This is a genomic window from Mesobacillus subterraneus, assembly GCF_020524355.2.
Taxonomy (GTDB): domain Bacteria; phylum Bacillota; class Bacilli; order Bacillales; family Cytobacillaceae; genus Mesobacillus; species Mesobacillus subterraneus_C.
The window spans coordinates 2871538-2890555 of the sequence record NZ_CP129019.1 but is presented as its reverse complement, the minus strand read 5'-3'; the positions used below and the strand labels follow the sequence as shown (position 1 = coordinate 2890555).

Annotated in this window: 20 protein-coding genes; 13 read left to right on the top strand and 7 right to left on the bottom strand. The window is 40.2% G+C overall.

Annotation, left to right across the window (positions count from 1 at the left end):
- Positions 1-7 precede the first annotated feature (7 nt).
- Both LC048_RS15075 and LC048_RS15070 read left to right on the top strand, forming a co-directional pair.
- Entirely contained in the window at positions 8-949 is a 942-nt protein-coding gene (locus LC048_RS15075; RefSeq protein WP_226600212.1) for an ABC transporter ATP-binding protein, read from the top strand.
- 365 nt (positions 950-1314) lie between these two features.
- Positions 1315-2514 (top strand): putative glycoside hydrolase, encoded by a 1200-nt coding sequence (locus LC048_RS15070; protein ID WP_226600213.1) that lies wholly within the window; start codon positions 1315-1317, stop codon positions 2512-2514.
- Between the two features lie 192 nt (positions 2515-2706).
- Here the strand turns inward: LC048_RS15070 and LC048_RS15065 are convergent, their stop codons facing one another.
- Entirely contained in the window at positions 2707-2892 is a 186-nt protein-coding gene (locus LC048_RS15065; protein ID WP_214908629.1) for a hypothetical protein, read from the bottom strand.
- 209 nt (positions 2893-3101) lie between these two features.
- Between LC048_RS15065 and LC048_RS15060 the strand changes: the two genes are divergently transcribed.
- The 4 genes from LC048_RS15060 (at position 3102) to cls (ending at position 7525) form a co-directional block, all read left to right on the top strand.
- On the top strand, positions 3102-3671 hold the full coding sequence (locus LC048_RS15060) for a GNAT family N-acetyltransferase (protein WP_102261878.1): 570 nt from the start codon (positions 3102-3104) through the stop codon (positions 3669-3671).
- Between the two features lie 434 nt (positions 3672-4105).
- On the top strand, positions 4106-4501 hold the full coding sequence (gene spxA / locus LC048_RS15055; RefSeq protein WP_226600214.1) for a transcriptional regulator SpxA: 396 nt from the start codon (positions 4106-4108) through the stop codon (positions 4499-4501).
- 488 nt (positions 4502-4989) lie between these two features.
- Positions 4990-5661: an adaptor protein MecA gene (gene mecA / locus LC048_RS15050; protein ID WP_226600215.1), complete on the top strand. Its 672-nt coding sequence runs from the start codon at positions 4990-4992 to the stop codon at positions 5659-5661.
- Between the two features lie 352 nt (positions 5662-6013).
- Positions 6014-7525, top strand: coding sequence for a cardiolipin synthase (gene cls / locus LC048_RS15045; RefSeq protein ID WP_306047993.1), 1512 nt, complete (start codon positions 6014-6016; stop codon positions 7523-7525).
- A gap of 122 nt (positions 7526-7647) precedes the next feature.
- On the opposite strand, the gene LC048_RS15040 is transcribed toward cls, so the two are convergent.
- On the bottom strand, positions 7648-7815 hold the full coding sequence (locus LC048_RS15040) for a hypothetical protein (RefSeq protein ID WP_226600217.1): 168 nt from the start codon (positions 7813-7815) through the stop codon (positions 7648-7650).
- Positions 7816-7959: 144 nt separating this feature from the next.
- On the opposite strand from LC048_RS15040, the gene LC048_RS15035 reads away from it, so the two are divergent.
- The gene (locus LC048_RS15035) at positions 7960-9162 is read left to right on the top strand and encodes a competence protein CoiA (protein WP_226600218.1); all 1203 of its coding nucleotides are present in this window, start codon (positions 7960-7962) and stop codon (positions 9160-9162) included.
- A 166-nt stretch (positions 9163-9328) separates the two neighbouring features.
- On the top strand, positions 9329-11149 hold the full coding sequence (gene pepF, locus LC048_RS15030; RefSeq protein WP_306047992.1) for an oligoendopeptidase F: 1821 nt from the start codon (positions 9329-9331) through the stop codon (positions 11147-11149).
- An 820-nt stretch (positions 11150-11969) separates the two neighbouring features.
- Here the strand turns inward: pepF and LC048_RS15025 are convergent.
- From LC048_RS15025 to LC048_RS15010, 5 genes are all read right to left on the bottom strand, one after another.
- Positions 11970-12851 carry a ClpXP adapter SpxH family protein gene (locus LC048_RS15025; protein WP_226600220.1) on the bottom strand — a complete coding sequence of 294 codons (882 nt, stop codon included), beginning with the start codon at positions 12849-12851 and terminating at the stop codon, positions 11970-11972.
- On the bottom strand, positions 12848-13249 hold the full coding sequence (locus LC048_RS15020; RefSeq protein ID WP_306047991.1) for a globin domain-containing protein: 402 nt from the start codon (positions 13247-13249) through the stop codon (positions 12848-12850). Before LC048_RS15020 ends, LC048_RS15025 begins: the two co-directional genes overlap by 4 nt.
- A gap of 521 nt (positions 13250-13770) precedes the next feature.
- Positions 13771-14418, bottom strand: a complete 648-nt coding sequence (locus LC048_RS15015; RefSeq protein WP_226600387.1) for a lytic transglycosylase domain-containing protein — start codon at positions 14416-14418, stop codon at positions 13771-13773.
- Positions 14419-14439: 21 nt separating this feature from the next.
- Complete coding sequence (locus LC048_RS25095) at positions 14440-14619, bottom strand: CYTH domain-containing protein (protein WP_371932069.1); 180 nt, start codon at positions 14617-14619, stop codon at positions 14440-14442.
- Between the two features lie 22 nt (positions 14620-14641).
- Positions 14642-15028, bottom strand: a complete 387-nt coding sequence (locus tag LC048_RS15010; protein ID WP_371931908.1) for a CYTH domain-containing protein — start codon at positions 15026-15028, stop codon at positions 14642-14644.
- Positions 15029-15146: 118 nt separating this feature from the next.
- On the opposite strand from LC048_RS15010, the gene LC048_RS15005 reads away from it, so the two are divergent.
- The 5 genes from LC048_RS15005 (at position 15147) to LC048_RS14985 (ending at position 18960) form a co-directional block, all read left to right on the top strand.
- The gene (locus tag LC048_RS15005) at positions 15147-15527 is read left to right on the top strand and encodes a UPF0738 family protein (RefSeq protein WP_226600223.1); all 381 of its coding nucleotides are present in this window, start codon (positions 15147-15149) and stop codon (positions 15525-15527) included.
- Between the two features lie 34 nt (positions 15528-15561).
- Complete coding sequence (locus LC048_RS15000) at positions 15562-16200, top strand: GTP diphosphokinase (protein WP_226600224.1); 639 nt, start codon at positions 15562-15564, stop codon at positions 16198-16200.
- Between the two features lie 32 nt (positions 16201-16232).
- Positions 16233-17033: an NAD kinase gene (locus LC048_RS14995; RefSeq protein ID WP_041968178.1), complete on the top strand. Its 801-nt coding sequence runs from the start codon at positions 16233-16235 to the stop codon at positions 17031-17033.
- Between the two features lie 876 nt (positions 17034-17909).
- Positions 17910-18053, top strand: a complete 144-nt coding sequence (locus tag LC048_RS14990; protein WP_226600225.1) for a hypothetical protein — start codon at positions 17910-17912, stop codon at positions 18051-18053.
- Between the two features lies 1 nt (position 18054).
- On the top strand, positions 18055-18960 hold the full coding sequence (locus tag LC048_RS14985; RefSeq protein WP_226600226.1) for an RluA family pseudouridine synthase: 906 nt from the start codon (positions 18055-18057) through the stop codon (positions 18958-18960).
- Positions 18961-19018: the final 58 nt, after the last annotated feature.

Sequence of the window (19018 nt, the reverse complement as noted above, 5' to 3'; positions counted from 1 at the left end):
CTGGCTGATGGAAAATAGAGAAAAGCTTCTTGAAATAAAGAATCTGAAGCAATACTTCAATATGGGTCAACCTAATGAAGTAAGAGCGATTGATGGAATTACTTTTGATATCTTTAAAGGAGAAACTCTTGGATTGGTTGGAGAATCAGGATGTGGTAAGTCCACGACTGGCCGAACAATAATCAGGCTTTATGAAGCGACAGATGGAGAGGTCCTTTACAAGGGAGAAAACGTTCACGGCAAGAAGAATAAAAAAGATTTGAAGAGATTCAACAGAAGTATGCAAATGATTTTCCAGGATCCATATGCTTCCTTGAATCCAAGGATGAAAGTATCCGATGTTATTGCCGAGGGTATCGATATTCATGGCCTGGCAAAAACCAAGCAAGAAAGAATGGAAATGGTATATGAACTGCTTGAAACAGTTGGCTTAAATAGAGAACACGCCAACCGTTATCCTCATGAGTTTTCAGGTGGACAGAGGCAGCGTATCGGGATTGCACGTGCCCTTGCCGTGCAGCCGGAATTTATTATCGCAGACGAACCAATTTCCGCTCTAGACGTTTCCATCCAGGCTCAGGTTGTCAACCTGATGAGGAAATTGCAGCGTGAAAAAGGTTTAACATACTTGTTTATCGCACATGATCTTTCCATGGTAAAATATATCAGCGATCGAATTGGTGTAATGTACTTTGGTAAGCTGGTTGAGTTAACAACAGCTGAAGAGCTATACAAAAACCCGCTTCACCCATACACACAATCATTGCTTTCTGCGATCCCGCTTCCAGATCCAGAATCTGAGCGCACGCGACGACGCAAAACCTATGATCCAACTGTACATCAGTATGCAGATGGAGAAGAAGTGAAAATGCGCGAAGTTGTTCCTGGGCACTATGTTTATTGTACAGAAAAAGAACTGAAGCAATATCAGCAACAATATGTTAAATGACTTTAACGATCTCTAATTATGAGATCGTTTTTTTTTTTTTTTTGAATAAAAAAAGTATAAAATCTTTGTACTTAGATTATTGTCCAGCTCCAGCGCCTAGCCCCTCGAGTCGCTTCGTTCCGCCCAATGAAGTCAAAGAACGACTTCACCGGTCGGCCCTCCAGCGCTTTTCGGGGCTGAACAAGGCGCTTGCGCTTTTCTTATTTGATGTGAATCTTGGATTTTAGGTTAGGGAATAAATTCCAAGTGAAAAATTTATTCTATAATATCTAAATCTGTCGAAAGTGGGTAAAATAGAATTATAGAATCATATTATAAAGACACTGCTATTAAGGCGGGCATGATTTTTGAAAGGAGAGGTGTTTGTGCAGTTTAAAAAAATCGCAGCAGCAGTAGTATTGGCTGCCTCTTTTTCACAAACCGGAGGTACAGTATTTGCTGAATCGAAAGCAAATGAAACAGAAAAACTACCAGTCAGGGAACATCAGTCTCTGGTTAGGGAAATACCAAAGCAGATGCCAAGGTTCAAATTTGATTCAGGTTATTCTTTTAAATATCCTGATGCTGTAAGGGGAATCTATGTAACCGGAAATTCAGCTGGAGGAGAGAGGTTTAGTAGTTTAACGAAACTTGTTGATGAGACTGATTTAAACGCAATGGTTATTGACATAAAAGAGGATCATGGATATCTTACATACAAACCAGATGAAGATTCCCCTTTCAAAGAGATTGGAAAACCGTATATAAAAGATCCAAAAAAACTATTGAAAACTTTGGAAGAAAAGCAGATCTATCCTATTGCAAGAGTAGTCGTTTTTAAGGATACAGCCCTGGCAAACAAGAAGCCGGAGTGGTCTTTTAAGGACGGTAACCAGGTTTGGAAAAATGGCAGAGGAGAATCGTTTGTAAATCCTTTTGTTAAAGAAGTTTGGGATTACAACGTTCAAATTGCCATCGAAGCAGCAAAAATGGGTTTCCAGGAAATCCAATTTGATTATGTACGTTTTCCTGAAGGTTTTGAACGTAGAGACTCAACACTTCAATATTCAATGGGGGACTACAAGGATGTTGAAATGGATAATGTGCAGAAGCGGGTCAAGGCGGTAACAGATTTCGTTTCCTACGCTAGGGAAGAGCTGAAGCCGTATGATGTAAAAGTATCTGTAGATATCTTCGGCTATACAGCAACACTTCCTGAAGCACCAGGAATCGGGCAGAACTTCTCGAAAATATCAGAGAATGTAGATGTCATTTCTTCAATGATTTATCCAAGTCACTGGACTTCTTATTTTGGAATTGCCAAGCCTGACACAGAGCCATACCGTCTCGTTCAAGAATACGCAAAAATGGAAAATCAAAAACTTGCTGAATTAAAGACCCCGCCTGTTTCTCGACCATGGCTTCAAGATTTTACAGCCTCCTGGTTAGGCAGTGGAAATTATCTTGTCTACGGGAAAAAGGAAGTCGAAGATCAGATCAAGGCATTGAAAGATCAGGGTATCAACGAATATTTATTATGGAACGCAAGCAACAGATACTCACCAAATGTTGATTACACACCATAAACTGGAAGTCGAAAAAGTACAATCACCTTGTTCAGCCACAACAAGAGTTGGAGCTGGACAAATTTTCTGTTGAGAAACTTATACTTCTAATACGATATAAAAAGCCTGGAAGAATTAAAAATTCGTTCCAGGCTTTTCATATCATTAGATTATCGATATCAATATAAGTTATAATAACAGTTGGGATGTGGATTACTTCTTGCTGCCGCCGACATTTTTCCAACCAGTTTGTAAACTAGTTGATTGATCAACGAATTCATTTCTTTTATTGCCACTAAAGAATCTGGTTCCTATTCCATTAGTGATTACACCAATTGTCGCGGTAATGCCCACAATAAGTAAAGCAACGATAGTTAAATCCATTATGTAACCGCCCATGATAAACCTCCACCTTTTTTTTCACTAAGTCTTGAAAGTGATTTTGTGATAAATATAATTCATGATCCCCTTACATCTTTATTTTAAAAGAATTGACTGTGTATGAAAAGAACTTTATAAAGAAAAAATAATACAAGTATTATGATCATGATTATATAAGAAAAGCTGGGTGCTTATCAGGAAGGAATAAAAATAAAAGGAGATAAGCAATGCATTGGTATGAGAAATTAAATCAGTATTTCCCGATAGAGGAAATGAAGTCAAAGGAACATATGGAAACGCTTTTAAAGGAAAGGCCAGAGATTTACCATAAGGATGAAGGTCCGGGACATGTACTCATGTACGTTGAAACGGATGATTTTGTCTTCATTGATTACCTTTTCGTCTCCAAGACGACGAGAGGCCAGGGTTTAGGTCATAAGCTGATTGAGAAACTCAAAGAAAAGGGTAAACCAATTATCCTTGAGGTTGAACCGGTTAACTATGAAGATACAGATACGGAAAAACGTCTTCGTTTTTACAAGCGGGAAGGCTTCGAGCATGCCAGGACTATTGGGTACAGACGCCGGTCGCTAGCAACGAAGGAAATCAATGAGATGGAAATCCTTTATTGGTCTCCTGATGAGGCATCTGAGGATTTAGTATATGAGTCGATGAAGAAGACCTATAATATGATTCATACGTATAAAGACAAAAAGTTTTACGGAGAATCGTACCAGCCTGTTGAGGAAGTTTTGACTGTAGAAGATAAACGGGATGATTTGCTCCAGGATATATAAGCCAGAACGCAACCAGTGTATTTACCTGGTTGCGTTTTCATTTTGCTTTAATTAAATGAGAATAAAACTTTTTTAAATTAAATGGTTTGAGTCTTTAGCAATCGGGTAAATATAATTAAATTATGAAAATGAGAGTTTAACGGACACAAATGAGTAGAATAGTACGAATATTTATATAGATTCAGATCAGAGGGTGATGAAAAATATAAATTTTATTGAAACCTTTTTCAATTTCGTTCGTTATATATAGAGAAGGGCAAAAAAATCCTTACATAAATACCCGGATTAAATTATGAAAAGGGATACCTTTTATTACATTCATGGTGTATAATAAACAATATGAATTATAAAATTAAACTTATTATTATTTAAGAAATGACAGCTCATTTAAAGCAAATAATATATAAGTAAATCTAAGGGAGTGTGAATTAACAATGGTCACTTTATACACTTCACCAAGTTGTACCTCTTGCAGAAAGGCAAAGTCATGGCTTGAAGAACATGAGATTCCATATACTGAAAGAAACATATTCTCAGAGCCATTATCTATTGATGAAATAAAGGAAATACTTCGAATGACTGAAGATGGAACGGATGAGATTATCTCTACCCGCTCGAAGACTTTCCAAAAGCTTGATGTGAATTTGGAATCCATGCCTTTACAAGAACTGTTCGAAGTTATCAAAGAAAATCCTGGCTTGCTGCGCCGCCCAATCATCATTGATGAAAAGCGCCTTCAGGTTGGATATAATGAAGACGAAATCAGACGATTCCTGCCGCGCAAAGTGCGTACTTTCCAGTTGCGCGAAGCTCAGCGTTTAGTCAATTAATAGAACAAATCTTCGCTCCCTTTTGGGGGCTTTTTATTTTCTATGAAAGAGCACATCGGAAAGGCCTCTAGGCATGCAGACAAATTGTAATATAAGTGTATTTCTGCTAAAATATGAAGAATACTTTAAAATTTATGTATGATAAAAAACCAATAACTTTTCGGTCACTTGACTGATGGCAGGTGAAGGGAGAAAACCCTGAGATAAGGCAGCTTATTCGTGCCTATGCCCAAGCCTAATCAATAGTCAGTGGATCCAGACAAAATCATAAATTAACCCTTTAAAAAAAATGGGTGTATATTTTGTTTCCAAAATGGCTTAATATAACATAAAATAAAAAGTACAAGAACCTTTATTTCTTATTACACAGCCCCTATGTAAATCAAGGTGATTTAGGCTTATTTATTAAGGGTAAATAATAAAGACCAACTGCTTTTTTGGGGGTATTTAGTCCCTTCAAATCTTTGCCTGGAAGGGAGAGAAAGCGAATGGAAATCGAGCGTATTAATGAGAATACGGTTAAGTTCTATATTTCATATATGGACATAGAAGAGCGCGGGTTTGACCGGGAAGAAATCTGGTATAACCGTGATCGCAGTGAAGAACTTTTCTGGGAAATGATGGATGAGGTGCATGCTGAGGAAGAGTTTGCTGTTGAAGGTCCTTTATGGATTCAGGTTCAGGCGCTTGAAAAAGGTCTGGAGGTTTTGGTAACAAAGGCACAGCTATCGAAGGATGGTCCTAAGTTTGAATTGCCGCTACCAAATGATAAGCTCAAGGATCTGCCAGTCGATGAACGAATCGAAGAGCTGCTTGACCATCAATTCAATCCAAAGGGGATTGATGATGCTGATCCTGCCTTTGAGGATGATTTAGAATTCCTGCTATACTTCAAGGATTTCGAAGATGTTATTTCACTTTCAAAACGGTCAGGTATAGACAAAGTCAAAACAAGCTTTTACAGCTATGATGACAAGTATTATTTATATATTGAATTTCCTGAACATGATTTCGAGGATGAAGAGGAAATTGATAATATATTAAGCGTTCTGCTTGAGTATGGGCAGGAGTCGTCAGTTACAATTCACCGTCTCGATGAATATGGTAATAAGATTATCGATGATGATGTGTTTAGTGTCATTAGAAAGCATTTTACATGATGGAAGGCCGATTTCAGTGATGAAATCGGTTTTTTTACTGAATAAGCGTATAAAATTTTTGCACTTAGATTAGTGTCCAGCTCCAGCGCCTAGCCCCTCGAGTCGCTTCGGTCCTGCCAATGAAGTCAAAGAACGACTTCACTGGCAGACCCTCCAGCGCTTGTCGGGGCTGACCAAGGCGCTTGCGCTTTTCTTAATCCCGCCTCATCGCTTGTCGGTGCAGAACGAGTCTCTTGCGCTTTTTTTTGATATAATTTGTATGAATCTCTTCACTTATTTGAAACGTATATATATCTAAAGTTCCTAATTCTGATTGAAGGAATAATCCAGAGAGAGAAAACAGGTGGAATTAATGAAAAACACAGTGCGCGTCTTAACTTTCTTATTCATACTAGCCGGCATTTATTATTTGTTTTATGAAAAACTTGATGCAGTCTATCTTGGGTATATCAGTATATTTATGTCACTTACAGTCATCTTTATCAGCTTTGTGATATTCCTTGAGAATCGGCATCCAGCCCAGACATTGACATGGATTGTCGTGCTTGGCGGCTTCCCGGTTGTCGGTTTTATTTTTTATCTATTATTCGGCAGGAATAAACGGAAGGAAAAGATGTTCAGGCGCAAGTACTTCCTCGATAAAAAAGCTTTTTCAAAAATCGAAGGAGATTCAGAAAGGGTCAACAAGGCAAGAATGCTTGACATGGAAGAGGACCACCGCCGCCTGTTTACCCTTGCCCAGAAGCTGGGGAACAGCCCTATCTCTTTTGCTACTTCCACCAAGGTGCTGACAAATGGGGATGAAACATTTAGCAATATACTTGAAGAACTAAAAAAAGCTACCCACCATATTCATATGGAATATTACATTGTCAGGCACGATAAAATTGGTGAAGATATTAAAGAAGTTTTAATCAGCAAAGCAAGAAAAGGCGTGAAGGTTAGGTTCCTATTTGATTCAGTTGGTTCCTGGAAGCTATCGAAAAAATATATTTCTGACTTGAGTGAAGCAGGGGTAGAAGTAGTTGAATTTGGTCCTGTACGACTGCCGTTCTTGAACAGTAAGTTTAATTTCAGAAATCATAGGAAAATCATTGTTATTGATGGAACCGTTGGATTTGTCGGTGGTCTGAATATCGGTGATGAGTATCTTGGGAGAGACAAGGGCTTCGGTTTTTGGCGAGACACTCATCTCATGGCAAAAGGGGAAGCAGTCCGCAGCCTGCAGCTGATTTTCCTGCAAGATTGGTATTATATGACGAATAAAAGTTTTTTGACTTCGGATTATCTCTCCCCAACCTTGCAGGCTAACACTCATGGAGGGGTCCAAATGATTGCCGGCGGACCTGACAATGAATGGAGTGTCATCAAAAATATCTTTTTTTCAATGATCTCTTCAGCTGATAAATCAGTATGGATTGCATCACCATACTTCATCCCTGATGAAGACATTTTCAGCGCAATTAAAGTTGCGGCACTAAGTGGCCTGGATGTCAGGCTCCTTGTGCCAAAGCAGCCAGATAAAAGAATCGTGTTCTTTGCTTCGAGATCGTATTTTCCTGAACTGCTCGAAGCGGGTGCGAAGATTTATGAATACGAAAAAGGTTTCATGCACAGCAAAATTGTCATCGTTGATGGTGAGCTTGCTTCCATCGGTACATCCAATATGGATATGAGAAGCTTTCACTTAAATTTCGAAGTCAACGCCTTCCTGTACAAAACCAGCAGCACGGCGAAACTTGTTAAAGAATATGAGAACGATGTACTCGACTCAACCGAAATAGTCATGGATGATTTCAATAAACGCCACATAGGCTACAGACTTCTCGAATCCACGTCGAGATTGTTATCGCCTATGCTTTAGACGCCCGGATGCAGATCCGGGTTATTTTTTTTTAGAGATAAGAAAGTATAACTTTCACTTCGAGAAATGTCCAGCTCCAGCGCCTAGCCCCTCGAGTCGCTTGTCTAGCTACGGATCCTAACTCATCGAGACGCTAGTCTAGTGTCGCCTCCTAGAAACTCCGAAAATTTCAACTCCGCCGGCAGAAGCAAAAAGCGCTTCTTTGTCGGAGTCTCCAGTTTCTGCGTTTCTGGGAAGTGGCTATACCTTTCAGTTTCGGTCCTGCCAATGAAGTCAAAGAACGACTTCACCGGTCAGCCCTCCAGCGCTTGTCGGGGCTAACCAAGGCGCTTGCGCTTTTCTTAATTTGTGAACACTTTATAAACCTTTATAAATTAAAAAGGGATTATCGCTACGGACTCGAATTGTTCTTAATGAAAGGAGGCGCATCGAATGTGCTAGTGGCGAATAAAAGCGATGGTACAAGTTTATCACTAGGTGAAAGGTGGGAAAAAAGTGATTTAATAGAAATAAGATCGCGGGAAAAGTTCCACTGTCCTGAATGTGGAGAAGAGGTGGCTATGAAACTCGGAAGCAAGAAGATTTGGCACTTTTCTCATTTGGCTGGAGGCAGCTGTCAATATGAGTATGATCGTGAATCTGAATATCATCTATCCGGAAAGCTTCAGCTATTCAATTGGCTGAAAAAGCAAGGAATCCAAGCTGAACTTGAACATTTTGACCAACAAATGAAACAGAAACCAGACATTGCTTTTAAGCTGCAAAACCAAAAATATGCAATTGAATTCCAATGTTCAGTTATACCGGAAGAAATTTTTGTGAAAAGGACGGAAACTTATTTGCATTATGGTGTAATTCCAATTTGGATTGCTGCTGAAACCTTGGTCAAGCGCAAGAAACATAATATTGTATCAATGAATAACTTCCTCTATCTCTTCATCAGGCAGACAAGGAACTCCTGGAATATCCCTGCTTTTTGTCCGATGTTAGGGCAATTCATCAATTTGAATGGAACGATTCCGATCACTTCCAAAAAGACAATCACGAATATGGTAGTGAACTCACTTCATCAGTATTCGGTAGAGAATCTTCTGAGCCCAATCGATACGCCATTCCCTATATTAAAGATATGGCTAGCTGAAAATCAAAAACTAAAATCCCGCTACGTAACTTCCCCCGGAGCATGGCAAAATCCTTTTCTGAAAGAACTCTATCGCAATCACCTTAGTATTCTTACACTTCCATCCGAAATCGGCCTTCCTGTCCGCTCTAGCCCATATATTGAAACGCCTTCACTCATATGGCAGACATTCCTTTACATAGATGTATTCCGCCATTATGAAAAGGGGGACATCATCCTTTATGCAAAAATCAGGGATGCCTTTAATAGGCGAGTGAGAAGGAAAGAAATCAAACTTCGAACTCTGCCTGTTGCTAGGCAAAAAGATCATTGGTATGCTCTTGCTGAATATGTATTTCTTTTAACCAAGGTTTCCTATTTGGAAAGAATCAATTCAGGTAAAGTGAGAGTACTCCGAAAAATTATTATCCCGGGGACAATTGACGAACAAATCAATTCAGAAGCCAACTTTTTCAACAAGTACCGAAATGAAATTATACAATCAATATTCCACTAACATGAAATGTGTTAAGACTGCGTAAAATAGGGTAGTTAGAATGCAAACCTTTTAAAAGAAAAACTTTTTCCTTATTTAATTTTATAGAAGGAAATAAGAAACCATTAGCGAATATATGTTACTAGAAAAGTTTTTCGAATTCCGAAATGTTGTAAGGAGGATCCATATGTCAAACGAATCTACAGTAAAGAAATTACCAGCTAGGGACGAGGTTTCCACAGAAAATACGTGGAGGCTGGAGGATATTTTTGCGGTCGATAACCAATGGGAAGAAGAATTCAATGAAGTTAAAGGGTTGCTTCCCTCTGTTCAGGAGTATCAAGGCAAGCTTGGTGAAAGTGCTGAACAGCTTTATAATGCTCTCCAGCTGCAGGATAAATTGCTTGAGCGTCTAGGCAGACTATATACATACGCGCACATGCGCTATGATCAGGACACAACAAATTCCTTCTATCAGGGGCTTGATGACCGCATCAAGAATTTGTATTCTCAGGCTGCAAGCGCACTTGCCTTCATCGTGCCGGAAATCCTGGCTGTTGATGAAGATAAAATCAAGGGATTCTTGAATGAAAAAGAAGAGTTAAAGCTTTATGAGCATGCAGCATTGGAGGAAATCAATCTTCAGCGTCCGCATGTGCTATCCGCTGAAGAGGAAGCTCTCCTTGCTCAAGCTTCAGAGGTGATGAGCTCACCTTCGAATACATTCGGAATGCTCAACAATGCTGATTTGGAATTCCCTTCAATCAAGGACGAAAACGGAGAAGAAGTGGAAATCACGCATGGCCGCTATATCCGTTTCCTTGAAAGTGAGGACCGCAGGGTTCGAGAAGATGCTTTCAAAGCTGTGTACAAAACTTATGGCAGCTTTAAAAATACTTTTTCCAGCACATTGAGTGGGAATGTCAAAAAGGATAACTTTAATGCAAGAATTCGTAAATATGAATCTGCCAGGCATGCCGCACTTTCAGCCAACAATATCCCTGAGAGTGTTTACGAAAACCTTGTGAATACGGTGAATGATAATTTGCACCTGTTGCACAAATATGTAAAGCTTCGCAGAAAAGTATTAGGCCTTGAAAAGCTTCATATGTATGACCTTTACACACCTCTTGTTAAGGATGTGAAAATGGAGATTCCATATGAGGAAGCAAAGGAATATGTCCTAAAAGGTTTAGAGCCACTTGGGGATGAATATAACAATATCCTAAAAGAGGGATTCGAAAATCGCTGGGTGGACGTTTATGAGAATAAAGGAAAACGCAGCGGAGCTTATTCTTCAGGGGCATACGGCACAAATCCATATATCCTGATGAACTGGCAGGACAATGTTAATAATCTGTTTACGCTGGCTCACGAGTTCGGCCATTCTGTGCATAGTTACTACACGAGGAAGACTCAGCCATATCCTTATGGCAATTACTCTATTTTTGTTGCTGAAGTAGCTTCTACTTGCAATGAGGCATTGCTGAATGACTATATGCTAAAAACAATTAATGATGAGCAGAAGCGTCTGTATCTTCTGAATCATTACCTCGAAGGCTTCAGGGGAACAGTATTCAGACAGACTATGTTCGCTGAATTTGAACATATGATTCACAAGAAGGCACAGAATAACGAGGCGTTAACAGCTGATTCATTGACAAAGGATTACTACGAGCTCAACAAAAAGTATTTCGGTGAAGAGGACATCATTATCGATGAAGAGATCGGGCTTGAATGGTCAAGGATTCCGCATTTCTACTACAATTATTATGTCTACCAGTATGCAACTGGTTTCAGTGCAGCAACAGCGTTGAGCAAACAAATTCTTGAAGAAGGGCAGCCAGCAGTTGAACGCTATATTGATTTCTTGAAATCTGGCAGCTCCGATTATCCAATTGAAGTACTGAAAAAAGCAGGCGTCGATATGACAAGTTCTAAACCAATCGAAGATGCATTGAAAGTTTTTGAAGAAAAGCTGAACGAAATGGAAGCGTTGCTTTCATAATTGTTAAAAGGCTTCTCGAGAGGCTAGTGGCTTGAGCTAAATAAATTTAGAAGTAAATGTATGTTTCCTGATACAATAAACGAAACCGGCCGCAGAGTATGCGGCCGGTTTTTTAGGGAAAAATCAAAAACCTTTGAACTTTTTTCGGTTATTTAAATATATCAGTAAAATAAACAAAGCGAAAAAGAGGATAGGAGAAGTGAGATACAAAGGTAAGAGATGCATTAATCCTAGAATGTGAATGATAAATGAAGAAACTAGAAATAGAGCCATAAGGAAAAGACCTATTTTATCCAATTGAATCACTCCGGATAGCTTTTTAATTCATATATATGCTTCCGTCCAGGCATTCATGAATGGGATTTGACAATATTGTGAAATAACACACAAGGTTATTGTGAGAAGATGCAATGGTATGGTATATTTATGGCGTGAAGTTGATCACAAGCAAACATTTACCCCTTTGTTTGACCGTGAAAAATTTCTCCCATCCCCTTTGTTCGTATAAAATAGCAAAAAGGCCTTGCAGTTGGAGAGCTGCAAGGCCTTTTTCTGTGTATTATTAGCTGAAAACAATAGAGGCAGCAGTGGGAGGTTAATATTTCAACCACACCTCGGAATATATTGTGGGGTTTTTGATTTTTTCGACCACATCTCGGAATATATTGGCGAGTTCTTGGTTATTTCGACCACTTTTCCAATTAATTCGACCAACCGCATTTTTATGGGGTCAGTCTTCACAACATTTTTTGGTGTCGTTCTGGAGGAGAGGGAGAAATATGAAACCGACCGAAATTAAAATGACCGTGCATATGCACGGTCATCCTTCAAGATAACGCCAGAACACTCCATATTTAGCAGGGATTTGTTCAACTTTTTGTTTTAACATTAACTTCTTTAGTTCCTTCTCTGCCTGTTGAACAGTCATGTCATAGACAACTGCTACCTCCTTGGAGGCGACCATTTTGTATTGGTTCAGGAATTGTTCGAGGATCGGCGGATTGGCCGCATCTGGCTTTTCCTGAAGCATTTCTTCAAGAATCTGCACGTATACCTCATATGGGTAAAGACCGGTAATCTTAATGCCTTCTTCTTCAACATTTGCGTTAAAAAATACGAAAGTCGGGATTTCCTGGACATCCATTTCATTCGTTATTTTTAAATCGCACTGAAATGCTTTTGCTGCTGTTTCAGAATGAATATCGGTTACGAATTCCTCTACGTCTAAACCGACACTTCGCGCACAATTTTTTAGCACCTCGAAGTTCGAGACATTCTGTTTTTCAAGAAATAGTACTTCCTGAAGCTTGCGCAGGAACCTGATGCCTTTCTTTCTCCCCTGAAGCTCGGCTGATTTTATGGCGATCGATGCTAAATACGGGGAGGACACCGGATTTTCAAACCAAAGCGATCCGTCACAAGACATGCCTGTTCTGCTTGCTGTTTTTTCCCAGAGCTCCGCAATTGTTTCGTAACGTTTTTTCCTGCCCATGTTAAGTGTGGCAAGTTTGCCGCTTAATACATGGCGTATGGAAAAATACTTGCCGTATTCAATCTGGAGCTTTTTGATGATTGGCTCAAGTGCCCAGCACTCCGGACAGAGCGGGTCGACAAACATATAAATTTCGATAGGCTTTTTATCCAAGCTATGGCAAAACTCTGATGGGTCATAGCTCAAAAGGTTTTCCCGACTCAGTTTCATGTGTTATCACCAGTTTCGCCATCTGGTGTATTGATCATATGCTGGGCGGTCAGGTATAGTCTTGCATAAAAATCTTCCCTTACAGGTCCTTTAAGCCCAACTTCATCCATGGATTCAACCATACAGGCGAGCCATGCTGTCGCCCTGGTCGGCGTGATTTCGAACGGCAGATGTCTTGCACGAAGCATTGGATAGCCATGTTCATCGGTATATAGGGGTAGCCCTCCTAAATATTGAGTTAAAAACTGCTTTTGTTTTCTGGCAGTTTCAGTTAAATCATCCGGGAATATAGGAGCAAGATCAGGATGCATTCCAACGCGGTGGTAAAAAACCTCGACCAGGCGGTGAAGTGTCCCTTCGCCAATGGCTTCGAATGGTAAGGTCTTATTCTCAACCATATTGATAACTCCTTTTAAATAGATTTTAGAAATTTCATTCTGCTTTGATAGTTATGCTTTTTATTGTAGCAATGCTAAATTTATATCTCAAACAAATCGTCTTGAGTTCTATAAAAACGGGTTTAAATGGATAGAAAATATAGATTTTTGAACAAAGATCAGAATCGAGCTCAATACAACTAACCACTCGAGTCGCTTGTCTAGCTGCGACTCCTAACTCCTTGAGACGTTTCTGTCCTGCCAATGAAGCCAAAGAGTGTCTTCTTCTGGCAGACCGCCGTGGCACTCGATGTGCTAAACCCGCCAGCCAGGAAGGAAAGTTTCGAACCAAGTCATCGTACGACCGAAAGCGGTAGCTTTTGGAGGACATGGCGCTTAGAGGCGGACAGTGTGTCGGGGCTGATCAAGGTGCTTGCGCTTTTCTTTTAATGATTGCATTACTAATGTACACAAAAAAGCCACCTGTTACCACTGACAGGCAGCCAAAACCAATGGGAATATTATCCTTATGAAGGCGATTTTTATCCGTAAAAGACATCCGTGACTTTCCTTACATAGTTTTGCGTTTCTTTAAAAGGAGGGATTCCCCCATATTTGTCAACATTTCCTGGTCCTGCATTGTATGCTGCAAGTGCTAGTTCGATATTATTGTCGTACTTGTCCAGCATTTGACGAAGGTATTTACTGCCTGCGAGAATATTTTCTGCTGGATCAAATACATTTTTAACGCCCAAGCCTCTTGCTGTTGCAGGCATTAATTGCATAAGTCCAGAGGCGCCTGCATGGCTCACGGCATTTGGGTTAAAATTCGATTCCTTTTGAATAACCGACTTAATGAGCTTGGCTGGAATATTGAACAGAGAAGCAGCTTTATCAATGATTCCATCAAAATCAGCATGGCTTTTGGCCGCCACTTTCGTCAGTTGAATAGGCGGAAGCATTTGTCCAATGTTTGGTTTTACTAAATCGAAAGAGTCAACCGCTGTTGGCGCGTTGTCAAACAACTCTTCAAGCCTTGTTGCAGTGGCGCCCAAAGCATTGCTTTGATCACTGAGGATGCCGGAAAGCATCTCTTGAAATAGGCTATTACCAGATTGGCTGGTAGGCGGCTGGTTGAAGTTTTGGAGCGCCTGCAATTCAAGCATGACTTTTAACTGGTCAACGTTCATCATAATTCTCCTGCCTGGTGTCTATTCTTGTAAAAGATTATATTTTGCGGTGTAAAATCTTTTGATTTTATTATCGGTTGCTCTAAGAGGAATTTTTAATTCATCCAATAATTCAGAGAAAATCTTATATCCTTCTGTCTCATCTGTCACTTCATATTCTAGCTCATAATCTTCTGTATTTAAATAGTAACTATGGTCCAGAACAAGTAATCCTTCTTTATACTCAAACTCGGCCCCTCACAGTTGTGAGCGAACCGAAGTATTGCAAAGGCTCTGTATCTTTGATTAATCTCACAACAGCATCTTTTACTTCACCGTCTGGCAGCTTTCCTGATGACAGGGCTTTCTCAGCCTGGCCAGTCGTTAGTATCTGGTTCGTTTCCAGCAACCCTTGTTGTGCAGGTTGCTTTAAAGTCATTTCGAACTCACACCCTTTTTCTCTGATCCTTAATGCAGAACCATGATCTTTCAAGGTGAAGGAACTCGTATCAAAATAATGATTGATCTGTTTTTTGAATTGGTCTGGCTCTAATTTGAAGTATTTTTCAAGGAAATGGAATTCTTCCTCTGTCAGCATATTTTTAAATTCAATTTCAATATTGTGGCTCACATCTATCCGCCCTTTCCAACAAGCTCTCTTTATTATCTCTTTAATTCAGGTTTGCTTCAATCCTTAGTAGAAAATGGTTCGATATGATAAAATAAAAAAGATTATGGAGGTTGAAGAAATGAGCCAAAAAATTTTAATTACAGATGCAAAATTAGAAAATAACGAATTGCTTCTCTCTACAGACATAGAGACAGATCTTGGGAGTTTTGCTGCAACAGGGCAAATGCTTGTTGATTCCGATCAATTATCATTTATTTATATTATTGATAAAGAAGATGGATATCATTATGTTACCATACCTGCAGGTACTTGGAGTGTCATTCAAGAAGGTATGCAGGCTGGACCAGAAACTTACTTAACTAATAATGGAGGCAAGCTTAAACTCGAAGGCTTCCATAGTGAAATGGAATATTTGATTGAAAATATAATTGGCAACAGCAACTATGGAGAGAAAATGGTCGCGAAAGTGGAACAGGTTTTTACCGCACCCTCCGCTTAAGCTTTCGTGAAAAGAACCGGATGAGGTGACTGATGTGAAACACTGGGATCAATTTTTAGAACCTTATAAGCATGCTGTAGAAGAATTAAAGGTAAAGCTAAAAGGAATCAGAAGCCAATATGAGCTCCATTCCGACCATTCCCCGATTGAATTCGTCACCGGAAGGGTAAAGCCTATTGCGAGCATTCTGGATAAGGCACATCAAAAAGGAATTTCACTTGATAAGCTTGATTCAGAAATGCAGGATATTGCCGGCTTGAGAATCATGTGCCAGTTCGTGGATGATATCAAGATAGTCGTTGAACAATTGAGAAGCCGGAATGATTTTGAGATTGTCGAGGAGAGGGATTATATCTCCCATAAAAAAGCAAGCGGCTACCGCTCCTATCATGTAGTGATCCGTTATCCAGTGCAGACCATTCGCGGTGAAAGAAAGATTCTCGCAGAAATACAGATCAGAACCTTGGCGATGAATTTCTGGGCAACAGTGGAGCATTCGCTGAATTATAAGTACAAGGGGCTTTTTCCAGAAGACATAAAAACCAGGCTGCAGCGCGCAGCAGAGGCCGCATTCCGGCTCGATGAAGAAATGTCGACGATCAGGGGAGAAATCCAGGATGCACAGGCATTTTTCACAAGGAAAAAAGAAATGCAGCAGGATGGGAAGAAATAGTTTAAATCCGATATGCAGGGGTGTTTGATTACATGAAATTTGCGATCACTTCAAAAGGGGATTCCAGGTCCAATACGTTGATGCATAAAATGAGAACATATCTTTTGGACTTTGATTTACAATATGATGAAGACCAGCCGGATATTTGTATCTCCGTGGGAGGAGATGGCACGCTTTTATATGCCTTTCATCGCTATGCGAGCAGGCTGGACAAAACAGCATTCATTGGAGTACATACCGGGCACCTTGGCTTTTATGCCGACTGGGTTCCTGAGGAAATTGAAAAACTAGTCATTGCCGTAGCCAAAACACCCTACCAGGTGATAGAATATCCACTCCTGGAGGTAATTATCAGATACCAGCATGGCGGCAGAGAAACAAGATATCTAGCCCTGAATGAATCGACCGTCAAATCTGTTGAAGGCACCCTTGTAATGGATGTTGAGATTAGAGGCCAGCACTTTGAACGCTTTCGCGGGGATGGTTTGTGCGTTTCAACGCCATCAGGAAGCACAGCCTACAATAAGGCATTGGGCGGTGCCATCCTCCACCCGTCGTTAAGGGCTATCCAGGTTGCCGAAATGGCATCCATCAACAATCGAGTCTTCAGGACAGTAGGGTCACCGCTGATCCTTCCTGACCATCATACGTGTACTCTAAAACCTGTTAACAGACCCGATTTCCAGGTAACAGTTGACCATTTGACACTATTGCATAAGGACGTTAAGTCAATCCAATTCAGGGTAGCAGATGAAAAAATCCGCTTCGCCCGTTTCCGCCCGTTCCCATTCTGGAAAAGGGTACATGATTCCTTTATTTCAGACAGTGATTAAATGCTATTGAGTGAGGAACCAGGGTTAAATGGACTATGTGGTGGAGGAAATCGTCTGAAAAATTTAATAGACATTTTAGTGAGAAAAAAGGTCAAAATGTCTATTAACCGTATTTTCTTGACAGCTTTAGGCTCTACACGCTGAAACCTGTCACAATAACCGCATTTTCTTGACAGCTTTAGGCTCTACACGCTGAAACCTGTCACAATAACCGTGTATTCTTGACAGCTTTGTGCTCTTTAAGCTGAAACCTGTCACAATAATCGTGTATTCTTGACAGCTTTTGGCTCTACCAGCTGAAACCTGTCACAATAATCGTGTATTCTTGACAGCTTAATGCTCTACAAGCTGAAAGCTGTCACAATAACAGTGTATTCTTGACAGCTTTAGGCTCTACCAGCTGAAAGCTGTCACAATAACCGCGTTTTCTTGACAGCTTTGGGCTGTACAAGCTGAAAGCTGTCATAATAATCGCGTATTCTTGACAGCTTTGTGCTCTTTAAGCTGAAAGCTGTCACAATAATCGCGTTTTCTTGACAGCTTTAGGCTCTGCCAGCTGAAACCTGTCACAATAACCGCATTTTCTTGACAGCTTTAGGCTCTACACGCTGAAACCTGTCACAATAACCGTGTATTCTTGACAGCTTTGTGCTCTTTAAGCTGAAAGCTGTCACAATAATCGCGTTTTCTTGACAGCTTTAGGCTCTTAGACCTGAAACCTGTCACAATAACCAGAGTTTTATGGACATTTCGGTGACAGAAGAAGGTCAAAATGTCTAAGAAATAGCGTTTAAAAGACATTTCGATGAGGGCGAGCATCTAAAATGTCTAAGAACCAGAGTTTAAGGAACATTTTGAAGATGGGGAGCTTCCCAAATGTCTAAGAACTGCGGTGTAGATGGTGTTTCAAAACTGGCGACACAAAGAGATCAAGAAAACAAGCTAGTCCACAGCTACCCCACAATCTGTTTTAAAATGAAAGCATTGTTAAAAAGAAATGAGAACGACAGGAGCCGCTGATATGGGGAAGAACTTCACACTGGAATATACAGCCGGGGCTGCTGATCAGGGTAAAATGCTTAGGGAATATCTCAAGGAGAAAGAAATTTCCAAGTCTGCGCTTACCGATATAAAATTCAAGGGCGGTTTTATTGCGGTTAACGGTCAGGAAGTTAATGTAAGATACATACTGAAAGCTACTGATTACGTTAGAATTGAGTTTCCACCTGAAATTCCATCTGAGGGATTGAAGGGAGAGGAAATCCCACTTGAGATTATTTATGAGGATGAGCATTTGCTGGTAGTCAATAAACCGTCAGGAATGAATACAATTCCATCGAGGGAGCATCCATACGGCAGCCTGGCTAGTGCACTTATCGGTTATTATGAACGTGGAGATCTTTCTGCAACAACCCACATTGTCACCAGGCTCGATCGAGATACTTCCGGGCTAGTATTGATTGCGAAGCACAGCCATGTCCACCATTTATTCAGCAAGCAGCAGCAAGCTGGTGGTGTTAAGCGGAGGTACGAGGCACTTGCTGAAGGTATTATTGAAATGGATAAAGGTACAATCGAAGAACCGATTGCCAGGAAACGAGACAGCATCATCGAGCGCGAGGTACATCCCGATGGGCAGTATGCTTGTACATTGTTTGAGGTTATAAAGCGTTATGAAGACTTCACCCATGTCAGCCTCAGGTTATTGACAGGCAGAACACATCAGATCAGAGTGCATATGAGCTATTTAGGGCATTCATTGCTTGGGGATACTTTATATGGCGGAGTTAAAAATAAGGTATCAAGACAAGCTTTGCATTGCTGCGAATTAAGTTTTGTCCATCCGTTCTTGGACAAAGAATTACTATTTAATGCAAGCCTACCAATGGATATGAATGAAGTGCTTGAAAAAGGCAGGTCGTTATAAACGATTTGCCTTTTTACATTTCTCTCAGATTTTTCATTATATATTTCCTTGCGATTTT

Excerpts from the sequence above, each read along its gene's own strand:
- LC048_RS15020 (WP_306047991.1), bottom strand. The coding sequence starts at position 13,249 with ATGGTTGAGAATAAGACCTTACCATTCGAAGCCATTGGCGAAGGGACA.
- pepF (WP_306047992.1), top strand. The coding sequence starts at position 9,329 with ATGTCAAACGAATCTACAGTAAAGAAATTACCAGCTAGGGACGAGGTT.
- LC048_RS14985 (WP_226600226.1), top strand. The coding sequence starts at position 18,055 with ATGGGGAAGAACTTCACACTGGAATATACAGCCGGGGCTGCTGATCAG.
- cls (WP_306047993.1), top strand. The coding sequence starts at position 6,014 with ATGAAAAACACAGTGCGCGTCTTAACTTTCTTATTCATACTAGCCGGC.
- LC048_RS14995 (WP_041968178.1), top strand. The coding sequence starts at position 16,233 with ATGAAATTTGCGATCACTTCAAAAGGGGATTCCAGGTCCAATACGTTG.
- LC048_RS15005 (WP_226600223.1), top strand. The coding sequence starts at position 15,147 with ATGAGCCAAAAAATTTTAATTACAGATGCAAAATTAGAAAATAACGAA.
- LC048_RS15025 (WP_226600220.1), bottom strand. The coding sequence starts at position 12,851 with ATGAAACTGAGTCGGGAAAACCTTTTGAGCTATGACCCATCAGAGTTT.
- LC048_RS15065 (WP_214908629.1), bottom strand. The coding sequence starts at position 2,892 with ATGGGCGGTTACATAATGGATTTAACTATCGTTGCTTTACTTATTGTG.
- spxA (WP_226600214.1), top strand. The coding sequence starts at position 4,106 with ATGGTCACTTTATACACTTCACCAAGTTGTACCTCTTGCAGAAAGGCA.
- LC048_RS15060 (WP_102261878.1), top strand. The coding sequence starts at position 3,102 with ATGCATTGGTATGAGAAATTAAATCAGTATTTCCCGATAGAGGAAATG.
- LC048_RS14990 (WP_226600225.1), top strand. The coding sequence starts at position 17,910 with ATGTCTAAGAACTGCGGTGTAGATGGTGTTTCAAAACTGGCGACACAA.
- mecA (WP_226600215.1), top strand. The coding sequence starts at position 4,990 with ATGGAAATCGAGCGTATTAATGAGAATACGGTTAAGTTCTATATTTCA.
- LC048_RS15015 (WP_226600387.1), bottom strand. The coding sequence starts at position 14,418 with ATGAACGTTGACCAGTTAAAAGTCATGCTTGAATTGCAGGCGCTCCAA.
- LC048_RS15075 (WP_226600212.1), top strand. The coding sequence starts at position 8 with ATGGAAAATAGAGAAAAGCTTCTTGAAATAAAGAATCTGAAGCAATAC.